Below are 22,650 nucleotides of genomic sequence, written 5' to 3' on the forward strand. Positions count from 1 at the left end.
TGAAAAATATGGCAATCACTGCTCAAATGGTAAAAGAATTACGTGAAAAAACTGGCGCAGGTATGATGGACTGCAAAAAAGCTTTAACAGAAACTAACGGCGACATGGAGAAGGCAATTGACTTCTTACGCGAAAAAGGTATTGCGAAAGCTGCTAAAAAAGCAGACCGCATTGCTGCTGAAGGTTTAACTTTCATCGAAACAAACGGTAACGACGCTTTAATCTTAGAATTAAACTCTGAAACTGATTTCGTTGCGAAAAACGAAGGTTTCCAAGCACTAATTAAAGAATTAGCTGCTCACTTATTAACTAACAAACCAGCTAACGTTGAAGAAGCTATGGCTCAAACAATGGAAAACGGTAAAAACGTTGAAGAGCACATCAACGAAGCAATCGCTAAAATTGGTGAAAAACTTACACTTCGTCGTTTCGAAATCGTATCAAAAACTGATGCAGATGCATTCGGCGCTTACCTACACATGGGTGGACGCATTGGTGTATTAACAGTTCTTGAAGGTTCTACTGATGAAGCTGCTGCTAAAGATGTTGCAATGCACATCGCTGCAGTTAACCCTAAATACATCGACCGCGATGCTGTAACAGCTGAAGAAGTTGAGCATGAGCGTCAAGTATTAACACAACAAGCATTAAACGAAGGCAAGCCTGAAAAAATTGTTGCAAAAATGGTTGAAGGCCGTCTAGGCAAATTCTTCGAAGAGATTTGCTTACTTGACCAAGCATTCGTTAAAAACCCTGATATGAAAGTTCGTCAGTTCGTTGAGTCTAAAGGCGGAACATTAAAAGGATTCGTTCGCTACGCTGTTGGTGAAGGTATCGAAAAACGCGAAGACAACTTTGCTGAAGAAGTAATGAACCAAGTAAAAGGTAGTAACTAATACAGATTAGGGAACACATTGTGTTCCCTTTTTTAAAATAAAGATGTAAGCAATTGGAGGTTCATTATGAGTAAACCGAAATATAATCGTGTCGTTTTAAAGCTAAGTGGAGAAGCTTTAGCTGGAGAGCAAGGATTTGGAATTAATCCAACTGTTATTAAGTCAGTTGCAGAACAAGTAAAAGAAATTGCAGAACTTGATGTAGAGGTTGCTGTTGTTGTTGGTGGCGGTAACATTTGGCGTGGGAAAATTGGAAGTGAAATGGGCATGGATCGTGCAGGAGCAGATTACATGGGCATGTTAGCTACAGTTATGAATTCATTAGCTCTTCAAGATAGCTTGGAGAATATTGGAATCCAAACTCGTGTACAAACTTCAATTGAGATGCGTCAAGTGGCAGAGCCTTACATTCGCCGTAAAGCAGTTCGTCACTTAGAGAAAAAACGTGTTGTTATCTTTGCAGCAGGTACAGGTAATCCATACTTCTCTACAGATACAACAGCAGCATTACGTGCAGCGGAAATCGAAGCAGACGTTATTTTAATGGCAAAAAATAATGTGGATGGTGTATATAGCGCAGATCCATCTATTGACCCAACAGCTACGAAATACGAAACGCTTACTTACTTAGATGTATTAAAAGAAGGTTTAGGTGTAATGGATTCTACAGCTTCTTCTCTATGTATGGATAATGATATTCCATTAATTGTATTCTCAGTTATGGAAAAAGGTAATATTAAACGTGCCGTTTTAGGCGAAAATATTGGAACAGTTGTAAGGGGGAAATAAATATGGGACAACAAGTATTGAAGTCTTCAAATGAAAAAATGGAAAAAGCAGTTGCTGCTTATTCTCGTGAATTAGCAACAGTTCGCGCTGGTCGTGCAAGCTCGTCTGTATTAGATAAGGTACAAGTTGATTACTATGGTGCACCAACACCAGTTGTGCAATTAGCGAACATTACAGTTCCAGAAGCACGTTTACTTGTAATTCAACCTTATGATAAAACTTCTATCGGTGATATCGAAAAAGCAATTTTAAAAGCAGATTTAGGCTTAAACCCTTCTAATGATGGAACTGTAATTCGTATTGCATTCCCTGCATTAACAGAAGAGCGTCGTCGTGATCTTGTTAAAGTTGTGAAAAAATATGCTGAAGAAGCAAAAGTAGCTGTTCGTAACGTACGTCGTGACGGAAATGATGATCTTAAGAAGCTTGAAAAAGCTGGCGAGATTACAGAAGATGATTTAAGAGGATATACTGAAGATATCCAAAAAGAAACAGATAAATATATTGCAAAAGTTGACGAAATCGCAAAAAACAAAGAAAAAGAAATCATGGAAGTGTAATAGCGATAACTTCGCAAATATGACCCTCTTCTTAAGGGGGTCTTTTTACACTTTTAGGCATACGTCTGCTTGTTGGAGGGTATGAATGATGTTTAAAAACTTTCCTTTTTTTAAAGGTAAAAAGGACACATCGTTTGATCATCTCGTTGAAGAAGTGAAAAAAGGATATATCCCAGAACATATTGCCATCATTATGGATGGGAATGGAAGATGGGCAAAGAGGAGAGCAATGCCTCGTATTGCGGGACATCATGAAGGTATGCAAGTTGTAAAGAAAATTACAAAATTTGCAAGTAAACTTAATGTGAAAGTGTTAACTCTTTATGCTTTTTCAACTGAGAACTGGAAAAGACCGAAAAAGGAAGTTGATTATTTAATGAAGCTTCCAGAAGAATTTCTAGGTACATTTTTACCAGAATTGATTGAAGAAAACGTACAAGTCCGAGTAATAGGGCAAAAAGATCGTCTTCCTACGCATACACGCAGAGCGATGGAGAAAGCCATGGAAGATACGAAAGAGAATACGGGATTAATTCTTAATTTCGCGTTAAACTATGGAAGTCGAGATGAAATCGTTTCTGCTGTGCAATATATGATGAAAGATAATGAGGAAGGAAAAATTCGTTCTGAAGAGGTAAGTGAAGAAATGCTTTCCTCCTACTTAATGACGAGTTCTTTACCCGATCCAGAGTTGTTAATCCGAACAAGCGGAGAGCTACGTATTAGTAATTTCATGTTATGGCAAATTGCATATTCGGAGTTTTGGTTTACAGATGTGTATTGGCCAGACTTCAAAGAAGAACATTTGCTAAATGCGATTACTGACTTTCAACATAGAGGGCGCAGATTCGGAGGCGTGTAGAAAGAGAGGGTTTGGTAGTGAAACAGAGAATTATTACTGGAGTGGTTGCTGCCGCGCTATTCATTCCCATCGTAATATACGGTGGCGTGCCTTTTACGGTTTTAGTGTATGCACTTGCTTCTATAGGTTTATATGAATTAATTCGTATGAATAAGCTTACGCTTATTTCAGTACCGACAGTTTTAGCTGCAGTATTATTGTGGATTCTTTTAATTCCAAGTAGTGCATCAGAACTGTTTACATGGATTGGATTAGGTAAATTGGAAATCACATTTGTGATTGTTTTATTACTTTTATCATATACAGTCCTTTCTAAGAATACATTTACTTTTGATAATGCTTCATTTTTACTAATGGCAACGACATATGTGGCAATGGGATTCTTATATTTAAATGAAACGAGAATATTAGGAATTAAATATGTGTTTTGTGCATTATTTGTTATATGGGCTACTGATTCAGGCGCATATTTCGTAGGAAAAGCATTAGGCAAGAGAAAATTGTGGCCAGAAATTAGTCCAAATAAAACGATTGAAGGTTCATTAGGCGGCATCGTTTGTGGAATTATTGTTGCACTTGTTTACAACGTGTTCTTCCCAGTCGAATCGAATGTAGTAATTTTAATTGTGCTGACAATTATCATTTCTATTTTTGGACAAATTGGTGATTTAGTACAATCTGCTTTTAAACGTCATTATGGCGTAAAGGATTCAGGTACAATTTTACCTGGGCATGGTGGTATATTAGATCGAACAGATAGTTGGTTATTCGTTTTACCAATTCTCTACTTCTTATTACAATACAATTAATAAATGAACGAGGGGTTGGAGTCATGAAAAACATTAGTTTATTAGGTGCAAGCGGATCAATTGGTACACAAACTTTAGATGTATTACGCTCGCACCCAGACCAATTCCGTCTCGTTGCTTTTTCTGTAGGGAAAAATATTGACTACGCAGTAAAGGTAATTCAAGAATTTTCTCCGCAAATCGTCTCTGTGCAAAGAGAGGAAGATGTTTTAAAATTACAAACTGTTTCTGGTAATACAAAAATTGTATATGGTAGTGAAGGACTTTTAGAAGTAGCATTACATCCAGATGCGGAGATTGTAGTAAATGCTGTTGTAGGTAGCGTAGGGTTGTTACCGACACTTCGTGCGATTGAGGCGAAAAAAACAATTGGAATTGCAAATAAAGAAACGTTAGTAACTGCAGGACATCTTGTAATGGAAGCAGCGCGAAAACATAATGTTTCGTTACTTCCAGTAGATAGTGAACATTCGGCTATTTTTCAATGCTTGAATGGTGAAAATGAAAAAAGAATTTCTCGTCTTATTATAACGGCTTCTGGTGGAAGTTTCCGTGATAAAACGAGAGATGAATTGCATCATGTGACCGTAGAAGATGCGCTTCGACATCCAAACTGGTCAATGGGTTCGAAAATTACAATTGATTCTGCTACAATGATGAATAAGGGACTAGAAGTAATTGAAGCACATTGGCTTTTTGGTATCCCTTATGAGCAAATCGATGTTGTTTTACATAAAGAAAGTATTATCCATTCTATGGTTGAATTTGAAGATCGTAGTGTAATGGCGCAGCTTGGTTCACCTGATATGCGAGTACCAATTCAATACGCACTTACATATCCTGATAGATTGCCTCTTTCAGAAACAAAACAGTTAAACTTATGGGAAATAGGGACGTTGCATTTTGAGAAAATGGACCAAGAACGATTCCGTTGTTTACGTTTTGCGTATGAAGCTGGAAAAGCTGGTGGAAGTATGCCAGCTGTAATGAACGCAGCGAATGAAGTAGCTGTTGAAGCTTTTTTACAAAAGAGAATTGGTTTCTTAACAGTGGAAGACCTCATTGAAAAAGCAATGAACCATCACAATGTCATTGCACGTCCGAGCTTAGAGGAAATTCTGGAAATTGATGCAGCCACAAGACGGTTTGTGATGGAACAAATTTAGCAAAGGTGGTTATGGAATTGAATACAGCGATTGCCTTTATATTAATTTTCGGTGCACTCGTATTTTTCCATGAGCTAGGGCATCTATACTTCGCGAAAAGAGCAGGCATTTTATGCCGCGAGTTTGCGATTGGTTTTGGTCCGAAAATATTCTCATTTGAAAAGAATGAAACGGTGTATACGATTCGATTACTGCCTCTGGGTGGCTATGTAAGAATGGCTGGCGAGGATGCAGACACAGTTGAGTTAAAGCCAGGGAAAAAGGTTGGCCTTGTGCTAAATGAAAAAGACGAAGCTGTGAAATTAGTTTTTGATGGATATGAAAAATATCCAAATGTTCGTGTTATTGAAGTCGAACAAGCTGATTTAGAGCATAATCTAACGATTTCAGGCTATGAAGAGTATGAGGAAGAGCTTCAAACATTCCGAGTGAATGAAAAGGCTCGCATCATTACTGCTGGAGAAGAAATTCAAATTGCTCCATATAACAGGCAATTTGGCTCTAAAAAATTGGGTCAACGCGCTTTAACAATCTTTGCGGGTCCTGCAATGAACTTCATTTTAGCATTTGTTATTTTTGTGATTCTTGGATTTGTACAAGGGGTTCCTATTGACAAACCAATGGTCGGAAAAGTGATGGATAATAGTGCAGCACAGCAAGCTGGCCTGAAAGAGAATGATACAATTCAAGCGATTGATGGGAAAAACACAAGTACATGGAAAGATGTTGTTACTATTGTACGTGAAAACCCGAATAAAGAAATTACGTTACAAGTAAAGCGTGATAATGAACAGTTTAATGTGAAAGTAACGCCAACACTTGATAAAGAAGGAAAAGACGAAGTTGGTAGAATTGGTGTTTATTCTCCTGTAGAGAAAACAGTAATGGGTTCTATTAAATCAGGATTTGAACAAACGTACCAATGGACGAAACTAATTTTTGAATCTCTTGTGAAATTAGTAACTGGTCAATTTTCTATTAATGAGTTGTCAGGTCCAGTAGGAATTTATAATCTAACAGATCAAGTTGTAGATTATGGATTTACGCGTGTACTAAGTTTAGCGGCAGTTCTAAGCATTAATCTTGGTTTATTTAATTTATTACCAGTTCCTGCTTTAGATGGTGGCCGTTTATTCTTCTTCTTAATTGAAGCGTTACGAGGGAAACCAATTGACCGTCAAAAAGAAGGAATGGTTCATTTTATTGGTTTTGCATTATTAATGTTATTAATGTTAGTTGTAACATGGAATGACATTCGTAAGTTTTTCTTGTAAAATAGAATGAAACTAATAATGAAATAGAGCTCGTAGAATAAAATCCCTCACCTAATTCGAGGTGAGGGGTTTTACTGCGTGTAAGAGTAAAATGAAGAGGTGCAAATAAATGAAACAAAGTATGGTATTCAGTCCTACATTACGTGAAGTTCCAGCTGATGCTGAAATTAAGAGTCATCAATTATTACTTCGCGCAGGTTTTATGCGTCAAAATGCTTCTGGTATTTATAGTTTTCTACCATTTGGATTAAAAGTATTACACAAAGTAGAACGTATCGTTCGAGAAGAAATGGAGCGTGCAGGAGCTGTAGAATTATTAATGCCAGCTATGCAAGCTGCAGAATTATGGCAAGAATCAGGTCGTTGGTATTCATACGGATCTGAATTAATGCGTATGAAAGATCGTAACGCTCGTGAATTCGCATTAGGAGCGACACATGAGGAAGTAATTACGGATCTTGTGCGTGATGAAGTGAAATCATATAAAAAATTACCGTTAACATTATACCAAATTCAAACAAAATTCCGTGATGAGCAAAGACCTCGTTTCGGTTTATTACGTGGAAGAGAGTTTCTAATGAAAGATGCATACTCTTTCCATGCTACACAAGAGAGCTTAGATGAAGTATACGATCGCTTATATAAAGCATACTCTAACATTTTTGCTCGTTGTGGCTTGAATTTCCGTGCAGTTATTGCTGATTCTGGAGCAATGGGCGGAAAAGATACACATGAATTTATGGTATTATCTGATGTTGGTGAAGATACAATTGCATACTCTGACACATCTGATTATGCAGCAAACATCGAAATGGCTCCTGTTGTAGATACGTATACGAAGAGTGACGAAGCAGAAAAAGCTCTTGAAAAAGTAGCAACACCAGACCAAAAAGCAATTGAAGAAGTATCTGCATTCTTAAACATTGCAGCTGACAAGTGCATTAAGTCTATGGTATTTAAAGTAGATGAGAAATTAGTAGTTGTACTTGTTCGTGGTGATCACGAAGTAAACGATGTGAAAGTGAAAAATGTATACGGCGCTTCGGTTGTTGAGCTTGCTTCTCATGAAGAAGTAAAAGAATTATTAAATTGTGGAATTGGTTCATTAGGGCCGATTGGTGTAACAGGTGATATTGAAATTATTGCTGATCACGCTGTAGCATCAATTGTTAACGGATGTTCAGGAGCGAACGAAGAAGGATTCCATTATGTAAATGTAAATCCAGAACGTGACTTTAAAGTAAGTCAATATACAGATTTACGCTTCATTCAAGAAGGAGACCAATCTCCAGATGGAAACGGAACAATTCTTTTCGCACGCGGAATTGAAGTTGGTCATGTATTCAAATTAGGAACTCGTTATAGTGAAGCAATGAACGCGACATTCCTAGATGAAAACGGAAAAACACAACCACTTATTATGGGTTGTTACGGTATCGGTGTATCTCGTACAGTGGCAGCAATTGCAGAGCAGTTTAACGATGAGAACGGCTTAGTTTGGCCAAAAGCTGTAGCACCATTCCATGTGCATGTAATTCCAGTAAATATGAAATCTGATGCACAACGTGAAATGGGTGAAAATATCTACAACTCATTACAAGAACAAGGCTATGAAGTGTTATTAGACGATCGTGCAGAACGTGCAGGTGTTAAGTTTGCAGATGCAGATTTATTCGGTCTTCCAGTTCGCGTTACAGTTGGTAAAAAAGCAGACGAAGGTATTGTAGAAGTGAAAGTACGTGCTACAGGTGAGTCTGAAGAAGTAAAAGTAGAAGAACTTCAAACATATATTGCAAATATTTTAAAATAAGAAGAGGTACCTCGTAATGGGGTACCTTCTCTTTCTTTGTAAACGTATTTTGTAAAAGAAGAAGGAAGAAATCTTTCTTTGTAGTACGTTTCAATTTATAATAGCAAATGGAAGGAGAGTGCTTATGTCTTTAACAAATGAACAACAAGAGCGATTTCAAATTTTGCTCCAGCAGTTGCAAATACCAGACGACCTTATAAATCAATATTTACAAGGCGGTGGTATTGAAAGGCTCGTTATTGATAAAGCGAATAAAAGTTGGCATTTTGATTTACAAGTGCCACGTATTTTGCCTATAGAATTATATGAATTGCTAGAAACAAAGCTTAAGCAATCATTTTCTCATATTGCAAGAACAACATTTGCATTAGAAACAGAGAATAAACAATTTACAGAAGAAGAAGTAAGGGCGTATTGGCCACTTTGTACGGAACGAATTACATTTTCACCCATGTTCGCGTACTTAAAGAAGCAACTTCCGCAGGTGAATGGAGTGAAGTTGTTAATAAATGTAAATAATGAGCTGGAGTCTACTGCTTTAAAGAAAAACGTTGCGAAACCAGTGGGGGATCAATACGAAGCTTTTGGATTCCCGCGTTTCCAGTTAGACACACATATACAGCAAAATGCAGAAGAAATGCAAAAGTTTCGTGAGCAAACGCAGCAAGAAGACCGCGAGCGTGTTATACAAGCTATGGAAGAAATGGCGAAGAAGCAAGCTGAAGAAAGCAGCGTTGTGCATGAAGGACCGATTACACTCGGGTATCTTATTAAGCCGGATGAAGAGATTACACCGATGCGAGAAATTCAAGATGAAGAAAGAAGAAAAACGGTTCAAGGATATGTCTTCCATGTAGAAACAAAAGAGCTTCGTAGTGGGCGTACGTTATTAACTTTAAAAATAACGGATTATACGGATTCTATTATGATCAAAATGTTCTCGCGTGACAAAGAAGATATTCCAATGCTGCAATCCTTGAAAAAAGGAATGTGGGTGAAAGCGCGTGGTTCTGTTCAAAACGATACATTCGTTCGAGATTTAGTAATGATTGCAAATGATATTAATGAAATAACAGGGCCGTCTCGTAAAGATAAAGCGCCAGAAGGCGAAAAGCGTGTAGAACTTCATCTTCACACTCCGATGAGCCAAATGGATGCTGTTACTCCTGTTTCTAGGCTTGTTGCCCAAGCTGGTAAATGGGGACATGAAGCTATTGCGGTTACAGACCATGCTGTGGCTCAGTCGTTCCCGGAGGCATATTCTGCGGGGAAAAAAGCTGGAGTTAAAGTTATATACGGTGTAGAAGCGAATTTAGTTAATGATGGTGTACCGATAGCGTATAACGAGGCGCATCGTTTACTTGCAGAGGAAACGTATGTTGTTTTCGACGTTGAGACGACAGGTTTATCAGCTGTATACGACACAGTCATTGAGTTGGCTGCCGTAAAAGTAAAGGGTGGCGAAATCATTGATCGCTTTGAATCTTTCGCAAATCCACATCAACCATTATCAGCGACGATTATTGAATTAACAGGTATTACAGATGATATGTTAACTGATGCACCAGAAGTGGACGAAGTGTTTAAAAAGTTTGAGAAATGGATGGGGGACCATACACTTGTTGCCCATAATGCAAGCTTTGATATGGGCTTTATTAACGTAGGTTTTAAAAAGGCTGGGTTAGAAAAAACGAATAACCCCGTTATTGATACGTTAGAACTTGCACGATTCTTATTCCCAGAAATGAAAAATCATCGATTAAATACGATGTGCAAAAAACTTGATATTGAATTAACGCAACATCACCGTGCGATTTATGATACAGAAGCGACGGGATATTTACTTGTGAAAATGTTGAAAGATGTAATTGAAAAGGGATTTGAATATCACGATCAATTAAATGATAGCATGGGACAAGGGGATGCGTATAAGCGTGGCCGTCCAAGTCATATGACGTTACTTGCCACATCAGATGTTGGGTTGAAAAATTTATATAAACTTGTTTCATATTCTCACCTTAATTACTTTTACCGTGTACCACGAGTACCGAGGTCACTATTAAAAAAATACCGTGAAGGAATTTTAGTAGGAACGGCTTGTGATAAAGGTGAAGTATTTGAGGCAATGATGCAAAAAGCTCCTGAAGAGGTAGAAGAAATTGCACAGTTCTATGATTACATTGAAGTAATGCCTCCAGAGGTGTTGCGTCATTTAGTAGAGCGTGAACTCGTTCGAGATGAAGGACAATTAAAAACAATTATCTCTAACTTAGTAAAACTAGGTGAGACGTTAGATAAACCAGTTGTCGCTACAGGGAACGTGCATTACTTAGATCCAGAAGATGCAATGTATCGTAAAATTTTAGTTAGTTCACAGGGCGGGGCAAATCCGTTAAATCGACATTCATTACCGCCAGTACATTTCCGTACAACTGATGAAATGCTAGAGTGTTTTTCATTTTTAGGTGAGGACAAAGCGAAAGAAGTTGTTGTAACGAATACACAAAAAGTTGCGTCATTAATTGGTGATGTTCGTCCGGTAAAAGATGATCTATATACACCGAAAATTGAGGGTGCCGATGATGAAACACGTGATATGAGTTATAAAATGGCACGCAGTATATATGGTGAAGAACTACCAGAAATTGTAGAGGCTCGCTTAGAAAAAGAATTGAAAAGTATTATTGGACATGGATTTGCCGTTATTTATTTAATCTCACATAAGCTTGTGAAAAAATCGTTAGTCGACGGATATCTAGTAGGTTCGCGTGGTTCAGTAGGTTCATCGTTCGTTGCAACGATGATGGAAATTACAGAAGTAAACCCATTACCACCACACTATGTCTGTCCAAAATGCAAGCAATCTGAATTCTTTAATGATGGTTCGGTAGGCTCTGGTTTCGACTTACCAGATAAAGATTGTCCGACATGTAATGTGGCATATGTAAAAGATGGACATGATATCCCATTCGAAACGTTCCTTGGATTCAAAGGAGATAAGGTACCCGATATCGATTTGAACTTCTCCGGGGAATACCAACCACGTGCCCATAACTATACGAAAGTACTGTTCGGTGAAGATTATGTATACCGTGCTGGAACGATTGGTACAGTTGCGGAAAAAACAGCTTATGGATATGTAAAAGGTTATGCAAATGATCACAATTTAACAATTCGGAATGCAGAGATTGACCGCTTAGTAGCGGGATGTACAGGGGTAAAACGTACAACTGGACAGCATCCAGGTGGTATTATCGTTGTGCCAGATTACATGGATATCTTTGATTTCTCCCCAATACAGTTTCCTGCTGATTCAATTGGTGCTGAGTGGAGAACAACGCATTTTGACTTCCACTCGATTCATGATAATTTATTGAAACTTGATATACTAGGACACGATGATCCGACCGTTATTCGTATGTTACAAGATTTAAGTGGTATTGATCCGAAAACAATCCCGACGGATGATCCAGAGGTAATGAAAATTTTCTCTGGTCCAGAAACGTTAGGGGTAACGGAAGAACAAATTAACTGTAAAACAGGTACACTTGGTATCCCAGAATTCGGTACGAAATTCGTAAGACAGATGTTAGAAGAGACAAAACCAACGACATTCTCAGAATTGGTCCAAATTTCTGGGCTGTCACATGGTACTGACGTATGGCTGGGTAATGCAAATGAGTTAATTTATAACGGTACATGTACGCTGAGTGAAGTTATCGGTTGTCGTGATGACATCATGGTATATTTAATCTATCAAGGTTTAGATCCATCATTAGCCTTCAAAATCATGGAGTCGGTTCGTAAAGGTAAAGGTGTACCGGAAGAATGGGAAGATGACATGAAAGGTAATAATGTACCAGGTTGGTATATTGATTCATGTAAGAAGATTAAATATATGTTCCCTAAAGCCCATGCGGCTGCTTACGTACTTATGGCTGTGCGTATCGCATACTTTAAAGTACATTTTGCACTTTTATTCTATGCGGCATATTTTACAGTCCGTGCAGATGATTTTGATGTAGAGGCGATGGCGAAAGGTTCAGCATCCATACGTGTGAAAATTGATGAAATAGCTCAAAAAGGATTGGATGCAGCGCCGAAAGAGAAAAGTTTATTAACGGTACTAGAAATGACGCTTGAAATGTGCGAGCGTGGATACTCATTCCAAAAGGTTGATTTATACCGTTCGCATGCAACGGAATTTATTATTGATGGAGACTCATTAATCCCTCCGTTTAATGCAGTGCCTGGTCTTGGTACGAACGCAGCCTTAAGTATTGTGGAAGCGCGCAAAAATGGAGACTTCTTATCAAAAGAAGACTTACAGCAACGAAGTAAGGTTTCGAAAACAATTATTGAGTATTTAGATAGCCAAGGTTGTTTAGGAGATTTGCCGGATCAAAACCAATTATCACTGTTCTAATAGGTAGGAAAAGTCTTTGCAAATCAATATTTGCTATGGTATACTATAAACCGAGATAACCATGTCATGTATATTTTGTGAAAAAGAGAGTGGGGAAACCCACTCTTTCGTGTTACTATCTACATTTTATTCATGTAGATAGTAAAGACATTTCTGTCGTATATACATATTTTGTTACAAGTTTTACTTCTTAAATTTGGTAATACTAAGACAGATATTCCCTGCTTAACGGCAGGGGCTTTTGTTAGCTAACGAGAAAGAATAAGATAGACCGTCTTTATGAACGGGATCTTTTCTTGTAAATGGTACATGGCGGCAGGAAGGAGGCTGTTTATGGATAAGAAAGTCACAGAAGTTGTAGAAGCATTTGCGCAGCCAATCGTTGAAGAGTTAAATCTTGAACTTGTAGATGTAGAGTATGTGAAAGAAGGACAAGACTGGTTCTTACGCGTATTCATCGATTCTGAAAAGGGAGTCGACATTGAAGAATGCGGTGCGGTAAGTGAACGTTTAAGCGAAGCTTTAGATAAAGAGGATCCAATTCCTCACCTTTACTTTTTGGATGTATCATCTCCTGGAGCAGAACGCCCATTAAAGAAAGAGAAAGACTTCCAGCAAGCGGTAGGAAAACAAGTGGCAATTAAAACATATGAGCCGATTGATGGCGAAAAGATGTTTGAAGGAAAGTTACTTTCCTACGACGGTACTACAATTACACTACTATTAACAATTAAAACACGTAAAAAAGAAATCCAAATTCCAATGGATAAAGTTGCAAATGCGCGACTTGCTGTTACGTTTTAGTAAGAAGGGGGATCTTCATGAGCACTGAGTTGTTAGATGCTTTGCTCGTATTAGAGTCAGAAAAAGGTATTAGTAAAGATATTATTATTGATGCGATTGAAGCAGCGTTAATCTCTGCTTATAAACGCAATTTTAACCAAGCACAAAACGTTCGTGTGAGCTTTAACCCAGAAGTGGGAACAATTCAAGTTTTAGCACGTAAGGACGTTGTTGATAATGTGTTTGATCCACGTCTTGAAATCTCTGTAGAAGAGGCAAGACAAATTAATCCAAACTACCAAGATGGCGACGTACTAGAAATTGAAGTAACGCCAAAAGATTTTGGTCGTATTGCAGCGCAAACTGCAAAACAAGTTGTAACACAACGAGTTCGTGAAGCAGAACGTGGTGTTATTTACTCAGAATTTAGTGATCGTGAAGAAGACATTATGGTTGGTATTGTACAACGCCAAGATGCTCGTTTCATCTACGTAAGCTTAGGTAAAGTAGAAGCTTTATTACCTGTAAGTGAGCAAATGCCAAATGAGCAATATAAGCCACATGATCGTATTCGCGTATTTATTACAAAAGTAGAAAAGACAACAAAAGGACCACAAATTTACGTATCACGTACACATCCTGGTCTTTTAAAACGTTTATTCGAAATGGAAGTTCCAGAAATTTATGATGGAACTGTAGAAATTCGCTCTGTAGCGCGCGAAGCAGGAGATCGTTCTAAAATCTCTGTGCATGCAGAAAACATTGATGTTGATCCAGTTGGTTCTTGCGTAGGACCGAAAGGACAACGTGTACAACGTGTTGTAGATGAACTAAAAGGTGAAAAGATTGACATCGTTCGCTGGTCAAATGATCCAGTTGAATATGTTGCAAATGCTTTAAGCCCATCACAAGTTGTTAAAGTACTTGTAGATGAAGATGAAAAAGCAACAACTGTTGTTGTTCCAGACCACCAGCTATCATTAGCTATCGGTAAGCGTGGACAAAATGCGCGTCTTGCAGCTAAATTAACAGGCTGGAAAATTGATATTAAAAGTGAGTCTGATGCGAAACAACTTGGAATTGTAACAGAAGAAGATAGCGTAATCGCATTCGGATTCGATTCAGTTGAAGACGAAATCGAATAGAGGTGATGAGTATGAGCAATCGAAAAGTTCCGTTACGAAAATGTATCGCGACGCAAGAGATGAAATCAAAACGAGAGCTCGTTCGCATTGTTCGTTCCAAAGAGGGCGAAGTGTCTATTGATTTATCTGGAAAAAAATCAGGACGAGGTGCATATTTGTCAAAAGATAAAGAATGCATTATGCAAGCCCAAAAGAAAAACATTTTGGAACATCATCTAAAAGCGAAAATCGACAGTTCTCTGTACGAAGAGCTTCTTGAGCTTGTTGAGAAGGAGTCGAAATAAGTGTCCGATTGGAAATCGTTTTTAGGACTAGCAAATCGCGCTCGAAAAATCATTTCGGGTGAAGAACTCGTTTTAAAAGAAGTACGAAGTGGTAAAGCAAAGCTCGTATTGCTTTCTGAAGATGCGTCAGCGAACACTACTAAACGTATCACTGATAAAACGACGTACTACAACGTACCAATGAAAAAAGTCGAAAATCGACAACAATTAGGGCATGCGATTGGGAGAGACGAGCGAGTCGTTGTAGCTGTGTTAGATGAAGGCTTTGCGAAAAAGCTACGTAGCATGCTCGATACAAATTACCGGGGGTGAAGGTATGAGTAAAATTCGAGTACATGAATATGCAAAAAAAAATAATATCTCAAGTAAAGATCTTATGACAAAACTTAAAGAGATGAATATCGAGGTTTCGAATCATATGACAATGTTAGAAGATGAAGTAGTAAATAAATTAGATAATGAATATAACACTGGAGCGGAAAAACCTTCTGTTGCAGATGAGTTTGAAGTAGAAGAGAAAGTTGTTCGCAGTAAAAAGAACAGCAATAAGAAAAAGAAAAAAGGCAAAGGAAATGAAGACAAACGTCAAGATAACTTTGCTGGAAGACAACAAACGCAAATAGTAGAAACACCAGATAAAATTACTTTCTCTGGAAGCCTTACAGTAGGTGAACTTGCTAAAAAGTTAAGTAAAGAGCCATCTGAAATTATTAAAAAGCTCTTCATGCTTGGAATTATGGCAACAATTAACCAAGACTTGGATAAAGATACAATTGAGTTAATTGCTACTGATTACGGTATTGAAGTAGAAGAAGAAGTAGTTGTAAGTGAAACTGAGTTTGAAACATTCATTGATGAGCAAGATGATGAAGAAAACTTAAAAGAGCGTCCAGCTGTTGTTACGATTATGGGGCACGTTGACCATGGTAAAACAACATTACTTGACTCAATTCGTAATTCAAAAGTAACTGCTGGCGAAGCGGGTGGAATTACTCAGCATATTGGTGCATACCAAGTTGAAGTAAATGATAAGAAAATTACATTCTTAGATACGCCTGGTCACGCGGCATTTACAACGATGCGTGCTCGTGGTGCGCAAGTAACTGATATTACAATCCTTGTTGTTGCAGCTGATGACGGTGTTATGCCTCAAACAGTTGAAGCGATTAGCCATGCAAAAGCAGCTGGAGTACCAATTATTGTTGCTGTGAATAAAATGGATAAACCAGCGGCGAATCCTGATCGTGTAATGCAAGAATTAACAGAATATGAATTAGTTCCAGAAGCTTGGGGCGGAGATACAATTTTCGTACCAATTTCTGCAATCCAAGGCGAGGGAATTGACAACTTGCTAGAGATGATTCTTCTTGTAAGTGAAGTAGAAGAATATAAAGCAAACCCAAATCGTTATGCAACGGGTACTGTAATTGAAGCACAGCTTGATAAAGGTAAAGGAACTATCGCGACATTATTAGTTCAAAACGGTACACTTCGAGTTGGAGATCCAATCGTTGTTGGAACTTCATTCGGGCGTGTTCGTGCAATGGTAAGTGATATTGGTCGTCGTGTAAAAGTTGCTGGTCCATCAACTCCTGTTGAAATTACAGGTTTAAATGAAGTACCACAAGCTGGAGATCGTTTCATGGCATTCGCTGATGAGAAGAAAGCTCGTCAAATCGGTGAATCACGTGCACAAGAAGCGTTAGTTGCACAACGTGGTGAGAAATCTAAATTAAGCCTTGAAGATTTATTCCAACAAATCCAAGAGAGCGATGTAAAAGAAATCAACTTAATCGTAAAAGCAGACGTACAAGGTTCTGTTGAAGCGATGGCAGCGTCACTTCGTAAAATTGATGTTGAAGGCGTAAAAGTTAAAATCATTCACACTGGTGTAGGTGCGATTACAGAATCTGATATCATTTTAGCTTCTGCATCTAATGCAATTGTAATTGGATTTAACGTACGTCCGGATGTGAACGCGAAGCGTACAGCTGAATTAGAGAACGTTGATGTTCGCTTACACCGCATTATCTACAAAGTAATCGAAGAAATTGAATTAGCAATGCAAGGTATGCTGGATCCAGAATTCGAAGAAAAAGTAATCGGTCAAGCGGAAGTTCGTCAAACATTCAAGGTAACAAAAGTTGGAACAATCGCAGGTTGTTACGTAATTGACGGTAAAATTACACGCGATAGTGGCGTTCGTATTATCCGCGATGGTATCGTAATTTTCGAAGGACAACTTGATACGTTAAAACGTTTCAAAGACGACGTAAAAGAAGTTGCACAAAACTATGAGTGTGGTATTACAATTGAAAGATATAATGACCTTAAAGAAGGGGACATCATTGAAGCATACGTTATGGAAGAAGTGAAGCGATGATTGTCGCTTCACTCTCATTCGAGTGTATGATTTACGATGTGCATTCTTTAAAAGAGAAACGGGCAATTTTGCAACGAGTGCTAACTCGTGTGAAACAGCGCTATAATGTAGCTGTTTCTGAAGTTGGGCATCAAGATGTATGGCAACGTACAGAAATTGCGGTTGTTTCCGTATCCTCAAATCGTGTTATCTGTGAAAAAGAAATGAATCGTGTACTGGAGTACATCGATTCATTTCCTGAAATTGAACGTACGATAACACAATTGGAATGGTATTGAATGAGGTGAAGAGTTATGAAATTACGTGCAAACCGTGTAGGCGAGCAAATGAAAAAAGAATTAGGCGACATCATTAGTCGTAAAATTAAAGACCCACGTATCGGATTTGTTACAGTAACAGATGTACAAGTGAGTGGTGATTTGCAAATTGCCAAAGTATATATTTCTGTTTTAGGTGACGAAGAACAGAAAGAAAATACGTTAAAAGGTTTAGCGAAGGCAAAAGGCTTTATTCGTTCAGAAATTGGCCAACGTATTCGTCTTCGTAAAACACCGGAAATTACCTTTGAGTTTGATGAGTCTATCGGATATGGTCATCGAATTGATACACTTTTACATGAAATTAATAAAGACGGTAAACGTGAAGAATAATGGATAGACATTTGTCTATCCATTTTTTCAATGCAAAATAAGTTTTGGATATTTACTACGAAAGAATTATGATGAGGTGAACATATATGGAAGGTGTAGTATTATTACATAAGCCAAAAGGCATGACATCACATGATTGTGTATTTAAATTAAGAAAGATATTGCGAGAAAAGAGAATTGGTCATACGGGAACATTAGACCCAGATGTAACGGGAGTATTGCCACTTTGTGTGGGGAGAGCAACGAAGATTGCACAATTTTTAACAAGTGAAACGAAAACATATGAAGGTGAAGTAACATTAGGGTTTTCAACAACAACAGAAGATGCTTCTGGTGAAGTTGTGGAGAAACAAGATGTAAACCGTGTTATTACACGTAAAGAAGTAGAAGAGGTACTAGCGGAATTAACAGGCACGATTGAACAAATGCCACCAATGTTCTCAGCTGTAAAAGTAAACGGGAAAAAATTATATGAATATGCAAGAGCAGGACAAGAGGTAGAACGTCCAGTTCGTACAATTACGATTCATGAATTCGTATTACTTGATGACCGTGAAGTTTTTGAAGGAGAAAATATTTCATTCCGTTTCCGTGTAACGTGTAGTAAAGGAACATATGTAAGAACGTTAGCGGTAATGATCGGGGAGAAACTTGGTTTCCCATCACATATGTCTCACCTTGTAAGAACGGCATCTGGTGAATTTTTATTAGAAGATTGCATATCATTTGAAGAAATTGAAGAAAACGTGCAAAATGGAACAGTAGAGTCTATCTTCATTTCAATTGATGAAGCATTAAGTAAGTTTCCAAAAATGGTTGTAGATGAAAAGCAAGCAGAGAAAATCAAGAATGGTATGTTCTTAAAGAATGAATTAGAAATAACAGCACCATTTATTACAGTGTTTGATAAAAATGATCGTTGCTTAGCAATTTATGAACATCATCCGAAACATCCTGGCATGTTAAAGCCGATGAAAGTACTTGTGAATAATCAAGAACTAAAGCTATAATGAATTATTGGAAGGATTATTACAGAAAAAGGTGAATTCAAGCGTGAAACTTATTCATTTAACTCATCCACATGAACAAAATAAATTAGAATTACCACCTACTGTAATGGCATTAGGATTTTTTGATGGCATTCATTTAGGACATCAATGTGTAATTCGAACTGCGAAAAAAATAGCGGACGACCGAGGATATAAAAGTGCAGTTATGACATTTCATCCTCATCCATCTGTTGTTTTAGGGAAAAAGGATGCGCATGTGGAGTATATTACACCAATGCGTGATAAAGAAAAAATAGTCGAAAGCTTAGGAATCGATATATTATATGTGATTAAATTTGATGAATCATTTGCAGGGTTATTACCACAACAATTTGTAGATGATTATATTATTGGTTTAAATGTAAAGCATGTAGTAGCAGGGTTTGATTATTCATATGGACGTTTAGGAAAAGGAAAGATGGAGACTTTACCATTTCATGCAAGAGGGGAGTTTACACAGACTGTGATTGAAAAAGTTGAATTTCAAGAAGAGAAAGTAAGTTCTACAGCATTACGAAAGTTAATTCGAAATGGCGAAATGGAACAAATTCCATCTATTTTAGGTAGAGCCTATACTGTAACGGGAACAGTTATACACGGCGACAAACGTGGGCGTCAAATTGGTTTTCCAACAGCTAATGTAGGTTTAAGTGATGAGTATTTATTGCCACCTGTAGGTGTTTATGCAGTGAGATTAAAAGTTCACGATGAATGGTACGATGGTGTATGTAATATTGGATATAAACCGACTTTTAAAGAAGATGGGCGCCAATTATCAATTGAAGTGCACTTATTTGAATTTAACAAAGATATATACGATCAAAATGTTACAGTAGAGTGGCATATGCGTATAAGAGAAGAGAAGAAATTCAATGGCATTGATGAGTTAGTTGAACAAATCGCAAAAGATAAGAAAACAGCACAAGAATATTTTGCGAGCGAAAAGAATATACTTGCTTTTTCAAATGAAAAGTAGTATTCTATGTTATGTACTTTATGACAACCATTGCTTGGCATTGCGACTCACCGACGCTTGCTAGGTAATTGGGGGTTTAATTAATAGGAGGTGAAATAGGATGGCTTTAACACAAGAGCGTAAAAATGAAATCATTGCACAATTTAGAACTCATGAGACTGATACTGGTTCTCCAGAGGTTCAAATTGCTGTCCTAACGGAGCAAATTAACACTCTAAACGAGCACTTACGTACTCACAAGAAAGATCATCATTCACGTCGTGGTCTATTAAAGATGGTTGGTAAACGTCGTAATTTACTAACTTACCTTCGTAATAGCGATATCACACGTTACCGTGAATTAATCACAAAGCTTGGCTTACGTCGATAGTCAAAGAAGCGGGAATATTCCCGCTTTTTTGTTAGGTAAAAATATATCTTCTACGCTTTATAGCTTACTTAATTTTAGGCAATACTAGAGGTAGAATATTGTGATATACTATCCATTTACATAGAAGAATTGAATACTTTAAATTGAGAGGGGTACTTAAATGAGTCAAGAAAAGCAAGTCTTCTCGATAGATTTAGCTGGTCGCCAGCTAACAGTTGAAACTGGTCAGCTTGCCAAACAAGCGAACGGAGCAGTATTAGTAAGATATGGCGATACAGCGGTTCTATCTACAGCAACTGCATCAAAAGAAGCTAAAAATGTAGATTTTTTCCCACTTACAGTAAACTATGAAGAGCGTTTATATGCAGTCGGAAAAATTCCTGGCGGTTTTATTAAGCGTGAAGGTCGTCCAAGTGAAAAAGCAATTTTGGCAAGTCGTTTAATCGACCGTCCAATTCGTCCACTATTCGCAGATGGTTTCCGTAACGAAGTACAAGTTGTCAGCATTGTAATGAGTGTTGATCAAGATTGTTCTTCTGAAATGGCAGCTATGCTTGGTTCTTCATTAGCGTTATCGATTTCAGATATTCCATTTGAAGGTCCAATCGCTGGTGCGACAGTTGGTCGTATTAATGGCGAATTCGTTATTAATCCAACAGTAGAACAGCAAGAACAAAGTGATATCCACTTAGTTGTAGCTGGTACGAAAGATGCGATTAACATGGTTGAAGCAGGAGCAGATCAAGTACCTGAAGAAACAATGTTAGAAGCAATTATGTTTGGTCATGACGAAATTAAACGTTTAATTGCATTCCAAGAAGAGATTGTACAAGCTGTAGGTAAAGAGAAATCAGAAGTGAAACTTTATGAAGTTGACGCTGATCTTAATCAAGCTGTACGTGAAATGGCTGAGAAGGATATGCATTCTGCAATTCAAGTACATGAGAAACATGCACGTGAAGATGCAATTAACGAAGTGAAAAAGCGTGTAATTGAGCATTACGAAGCTGAGGAAGCTGACGCTGATACATTAGGACAAGTAAATGAGATTTTATATAAAATTGTAAAAGAAGAAGTACGTCGTCTTATTACAGTTGAAAAAATTCGCCCAGATGGCCGTAAAGGTGACGAAATCCGTCCTTTAGCATCAGAGGTTGGTATTTTATCTCGTACACACGGTTCTGGTTTATTCACACGTGGACAAACACAAGCATTAAGTATTTGTACATTAGGTGCATTAGGCGATGTGCAAATTTTAGATGGTCTTGGTGTAGAAGAATCAAAACGCTTTATGCACCATTACAATTTCCCATCATTTAGTGTTGGTGAAACAAGACCGATGCGTGGACCAGGTCGTCGTGAAATTGGTCACGGTGCACTAGGAGAGCGCGCACTTGAGCCTGTAATTCCATCTGAAAAAGATTTCCCATACACAGTACGCCTTGTATCTGAAGTATTAGAATCAAATGGTTCTACTTCACAAGCAAGTATTTGTGGTAGTACTTTAGCAATGATGGATGCGGGTGTTCCACTTAAAGCTCCAGTTGCAGGTATTGCAATGGGTCTGGTTAAATCTGGTGAGCATTACACAATTTTATCTGATATTCAAGGTATGGAAGATCATTTAGGTGATATGGACTTTAAAGTAGCAGGTACAGCACAAGGTGTAACTGCGCTACAAATGGACATTAAAATCGATGGTTTATCACGTGAGATTTTAGAAGAGGCATTACAACAAGCGAAAATTGGTCGTGTGCACATTCTAAATCATATGTTATCTGTTATTGCAGAGCCACGTACTGAATTATCAGCTTACGCTCCAAAGATTATTACAATGACAATTAACCCAGATAAAATCCGTGACGTTATTGGACCAAGCGGTAAACAAATCAATAAAATTATTGAAGAAACTGGCGTTAAAATTGACATCGAGCAAGATGGTACAGTATTCATTTCATCAATAAATCAAGAAATGAACGACAAAGCTAAGAAGATTATCGAAGATATCGTTCGCGAAGTACAAGTAGGTGAGATCTACGAAGGAAAAGTGAAACGTGTTGAGAAATTTGGTGCTTTCGTTGAATTATTCAGCGGTAAAGATGGATTAGTTCATATTTCTGAACTTGCACTTGAGCGTGTAGGTAAAGTAGAAGACGTTGTGAAAATCGGTGATGTAATTACAGTTAAAGTTATCGAGATTGACAAGCAAGGTCGCGTAAATCTATCTAGAAAAGTATTGCTAAAAGAAGAGCAAGAAAAAGAAGCTGCTAAAGAAGAAAACAAACAAGAGCAGCAATAAGTAAAAGCCAGTTAAACTGGCTTTTTTTGTTATGTAAAAAACATGATGTTCATATATTTTTATGTCGGTATAGGTATAGTTTTCATTATAACGCTCAAATTAACAAAGATAAGAAGAAA

The 22,650-nt window shown here is 37.7% G+C and carries 20 protein-coding genes; all 20 read left to right on the forward strand.

Going from position 1 to position 22,650, the window contains the following annotated elements:
• The first annotated feature begins 8 nt into the window (after positions 1-8).
• The gene (gene tsf, locus AC1Q8L_RS13430) at positions 9-896 is read left to right on the forward strand and encodes a translation elongation factor Ts (protein ID WP_001018577.1); all 888 of its coding nucleotides are present in this window, start codon (positions 9-11) and stop codon (positions 894-896) included.
• Between the two features lie 66 nt (positions 897-962).
• On the forward strand, positions 963-1,685 hold the full coding sequence (pyrH, locus tag AC1Q8L_RS13435; RefSeq protein ID WP_000042669.1) for a UMP kinase: 723 nt from the start codon (positions 963-965) through the stop codon (positions 1,683-1,685).
• Positions 1,686-1,687: 2 nt separating this feature from the next.
• Positions 1,688-2,245, forward strand: a complete 558-nt coding sequence (gene frr, locus AC1Q8L_RS13440) for a ribosome recycling factor (RefSeq protein WP_000531505.1) — start codon at positions 1,688-1,690, stop codon at positions 2,243-2,245.
• Positions 2,246-2,330: 85 nt separating this feature from the next.
• On the forward strand, positions 2,331-3,107 hold the full coding sequence (gene uppS, locus AC1Q8L_RS13445) for an undecaprenyl pyrophosphate synthase (protein WP_000971297.1): 777 nt from the start codon (positions 2,331-2,333) through the stop codon (positions 3,105-3,107).
• A gap of 17 nt (positions 3,108-3,124) precedes the next feature.
• Positions 3,125-3,916, forward strand: coding sequence for a phosphatidate cytidylyltransferase (cdsA, locus tag AC1Q8L_RS13450; protein WP_000813592.1), 792 nt, complete (start codon positions 3,125-3,127; stop codon positions 3,914-3,916).
• Positions 3,917-3,939: 23 nt separating this feature from the next.
• Positions 3,940-5,082 carry a 1-deoxy-D-xylulose-5-phosphate reductoisomerase gene (gene dxr / locus AC1Q8L_RS13455; RefSeq protein WP_000790380.1) on the forward strand — a complete coding sequence of 381 codons (1,143 nt, stop codon included), beginning with the start codon at positions 3,940-3,942 and terminating at the stop codon, positions 5,080-5,082.
• 17 nt (positions 5,083-5,099) lie between these two features.
• Positions 5,100-6,356, forward strand: coding sequence for an RIP metalloprotease RseP (gene rseP / locus AC1Q8L_RS13460; protein WP_001090233.1), 1,257 nt, complete (start codon positions 5,100-5,102; stop codon positions 6,354-6,356).
• A 109-nt stretch (positions 6,357-6,465) separates the two neighbouring features.
• Positions 6,466-8,166, forward strand: a complete 1,701-nt coding sequence (locus AC1Q8L_RS13465; RefSeq protein WP_000814317.1) for a proline--tRNA ligase — start codon at positions 6,466-6,468, stop codon at positions 8,164-8,166.
• A 124-nt stretch (positions 8,167-8,290) separates the two neighbouring features.
• Positions 8,291-12,592, forward strand: coding sequence for a PolC-type DNA polymerase III (locus tag AC1Q8L_RS13470; protein WP_000059994.1), 4,302 nt, complete (start codon positions 8,291-8,293; stop codon positions 12,590-12,592).
• Positions 12,593-12,925: 333 nt separating this feature from the next.
• Positions 12,926-13,396, forward strand: coding sequence for a ribosome maturation factor RimP (gene rimP, locus AC1Q8L_RS13475; RefSeq protein WP_000359095.1), 471 nt, complete (start codon positions 12,926-12,928; stop codon positions 13,394-13,396).
• Positions 13,397-13,413: 17 nt separating this feature from the next.
• Positions 13,414-14,520, forward strand: a complete 1,107-nt coding sequence (gene nusA, locus AC1Q8L_RS13480) for a transcription termination factor NusA (RefSeq protein ID WP_000102598.1) — start codon at positions 13,414-13,416, stop codon at positions 14,518-14,520.
• Positions 14,521-14,531: 11 nt separating this feature from the next.
• Entirely contained in the window at positions 14,532-14,804 is a 273-nt protein-coding gene (rnpM, locus tag AC1Q8L_RS13485) for an RNase P modulator RnpM (RefSeq protein ID WP_000071125.1), read from the forward strand.
• Positions 14,805-15,116: a YlxQ family RNA-binding protein gene (locus AC1Q8L_RS13490; RefSeq protein ID WP_001286522.1), complete on the forward strand. Its 312-nt coding sequence runs from the start codon at positions 14,805-14,807 to the stop codon at positions 15,114-15,116. It abuts the gene before it with no gap.
• Between the two features lie 4 nt (positions 15,117-15,120).
• A complete protein-coding gene (infB, locus tag AC1Q8L_RS13495; RefSeq protein WP_000036347.1) occupies positions 15,121-17,187 on the forward strand; it encodes a translation initiation factor IF-2 in 2,067 nt (688 codons plus the stop codon).
• Positions 17,184-17,465, forward strand: a complete 282-nt coding sequence (locus AC1Q8L_RS13500) for a DUF503 domain-containing protein (RefSeq protein ID WP_000634350.1) — start codon at positions 17,184-17,186, stop codon at positions 17,463-17,465. The genes infB and AC1Q8L_RS13500 overlap by 4 nt, the downstream gene beginning before the upstream one ends.
• Positions 17,466-17,480: 15 nt before the next feature.
• Complete coding sequence (gene rbfA, locus AC1Q8L_RS13505; RefSeq protein ID WP_000776437.1) at positions 17,481-17,837, forward strand: 30S ribosome-binding factor RbfA; 357 nt, start codon at positions 17,481-17,483, stop codon at positions 17,835-17,837.
• 86 nt (positions 17,838-17,923) lie between these two features.
• Positions 17,924-18,847, forward strand: a complete 924-nt coding sequence (gene truB / locus AC1Q8L_RS13510) for a tRNA pseudouridine(55) synthase TruB (protein WP_000399362.1) — start codon at positions 17,924-17,926, stop codon at positions 18,845-18,847.
• A gap of 43 nt (positions 18,848-18,890) precedes the next feature.
• On the forward strand, positions 18,891-19,862 hold the full coding sequence (ribF, locus tag AC1Q8L_RS13515; protein ID WP_000766705.1) for a bifunctional riboflavin kinase/FAD synthetase: 972 nt from the start codon (positions 18,891-18,893) through the stop codon (positions 19,860-19,862).
• Positions 19,863-19,962: 100 nt separating this feature from the next.
• On the forward strand, positions 19,963-20,232 hold the full coding sequence (gene rpsO, locus AC1Q8L_RS13520) for a 30S ribosomal protein S15 (RefSeq protein WP_001229392.1): 270 nt from the start codon (positions 19,963-19,965) through the stop codon (positions 20,230-20,232).
• A gap of 160 nt (positions 20,233-20,392) precedes the next feature.
• Complete coding sequence (gene pnp / locus AC1Q8L_RS13525) at positions 20,393-22,531, forward strand: polyribonucleotide nucleotidyltransferase (protein ID WP_000076745.1); 2,139 nt, start codon at positions 20,393-20,395, stop codon at positions 22,529-22,531.
• The last annotated feature ends 119 nt before the right edge of the window (positions 22,532-22,650 follow it).

This window comes from Bacillus sp. GW823-FHT06A11, assembly GCF_058795355.1.

What these genes read in the sequence shown, in the direction of transcription:
- tsf (WP_001018577.1), top strand. Translation starts at nt 9, where the DNA reads ATGGCAATCACTGCTCAAATGGTAAAAGAATTACGTGAAAAAACTGGC.
- pyrH (WP_000042669.1), top strand. Translation starts at nt 963, where the DNA reads ATGAGTAAACCGAAATATAATCGTGTCGTTTTAAAGCTAAGTGGAGAA.
- frr (WP_000531505.1), top strand. Translation starts at nt 1,688, where the DNA reads ATGGGACAACAAGTATTGAAGTCTTCAAATGAAAAAATGGAAAAAGCA.
- uppS (WP_000971297.1), top strand. Translation starts at nt 2,331, where the DNA reads ATGATGTTTAAAAACTTTCCTTTTTTTAAAGGTAAAAAGGACACATCG.
- dxr (WP_000790380.1), top strand. Translation starts at nt 3,940, where the DNA reads ATGAAAAACATTAGTTTATTAGGTGCAAGCGGATCAATTGGTACACAA.
- AC1Q8L_RS13465 (WP_000814317.1), top strand. Translation starts at nt 6,466, where the DNA reads ATGAAACAAAGTATGGTATTCAGTCCTACATTACGTGAAGTTCCAGCT.
- AC1Q8L_RS13470 (WP_000059994.1), top strand. Translation starts at nt 8,291, where the DNA reads ATGTCTTTAACAAATGAACAACAAGAGCGATTTCAAATTTTGCTCCAG.
- rimP (WP_000359095.1), top strand. Translation starts at nt 12,926, where the DNA reads ATGGATAAGAAAGTCACAGAAGTTGTAGAAGCATTTGCGCAGCCAATC.
- nusA (WP_000102598.1), top strand. Translation starts at nt 13,414, where the DNA reads ATGAGCACTGAGTTGTTAGATGCTTTGCTCGTATTAGAGTCAGAAAAA.
- rnpM (WP_000071125.1), top strand. Translation starts at nt 14,532, where the DNA reads ATGAGCAATCGAAAAGTTCCGTTACGAAAATGTATCGCGACGCAAGAG.
- infB (WP_000036347.1), top strand. Translation starts at nt 15,121, where the DNA reads ATGAGTAAAATTCGAGTACATGAATATGCAAAAAAAAATAATATCTCA.
- AC1Q8L_RS13500 (WP_000634350.1), top strand. Translation starts at nt 17,184, where the DNA reads ATGATTGTCGCTTCACTCTCATTCGAGTGTATGATTTACGATGTGCAT.
- rbfA (WP_000776437.1), top strand. Translation starts at nt 17,481, where the DNA reads ATGAAATTACGTGCAAACCGTGTAGGCGAGCAAATGAAAAAAGAATTA.
- truB (WP_000399362.1), top strand. Translation starts at nt 17,924, where the DNA reads ATGGAAGGTGTAGTATTATTACATAAGCCAAAAGGCATGACATCACAT.
- rpsO (WP_001229392.1), top strand. Translation starts at nt 19,963, where the DNA reads ATGGCTTTAACACAAGAGCGTAAAAATGAAATCATTGCACAATTTAGA.
- pnp (WP_000076745.1), top strand. Translation starts at nt 20,393, where the DNA reads ATGAGTCAAGAAAAGCAAGTCTTCTCGATAGATTTAGCTGGTCGCCAG.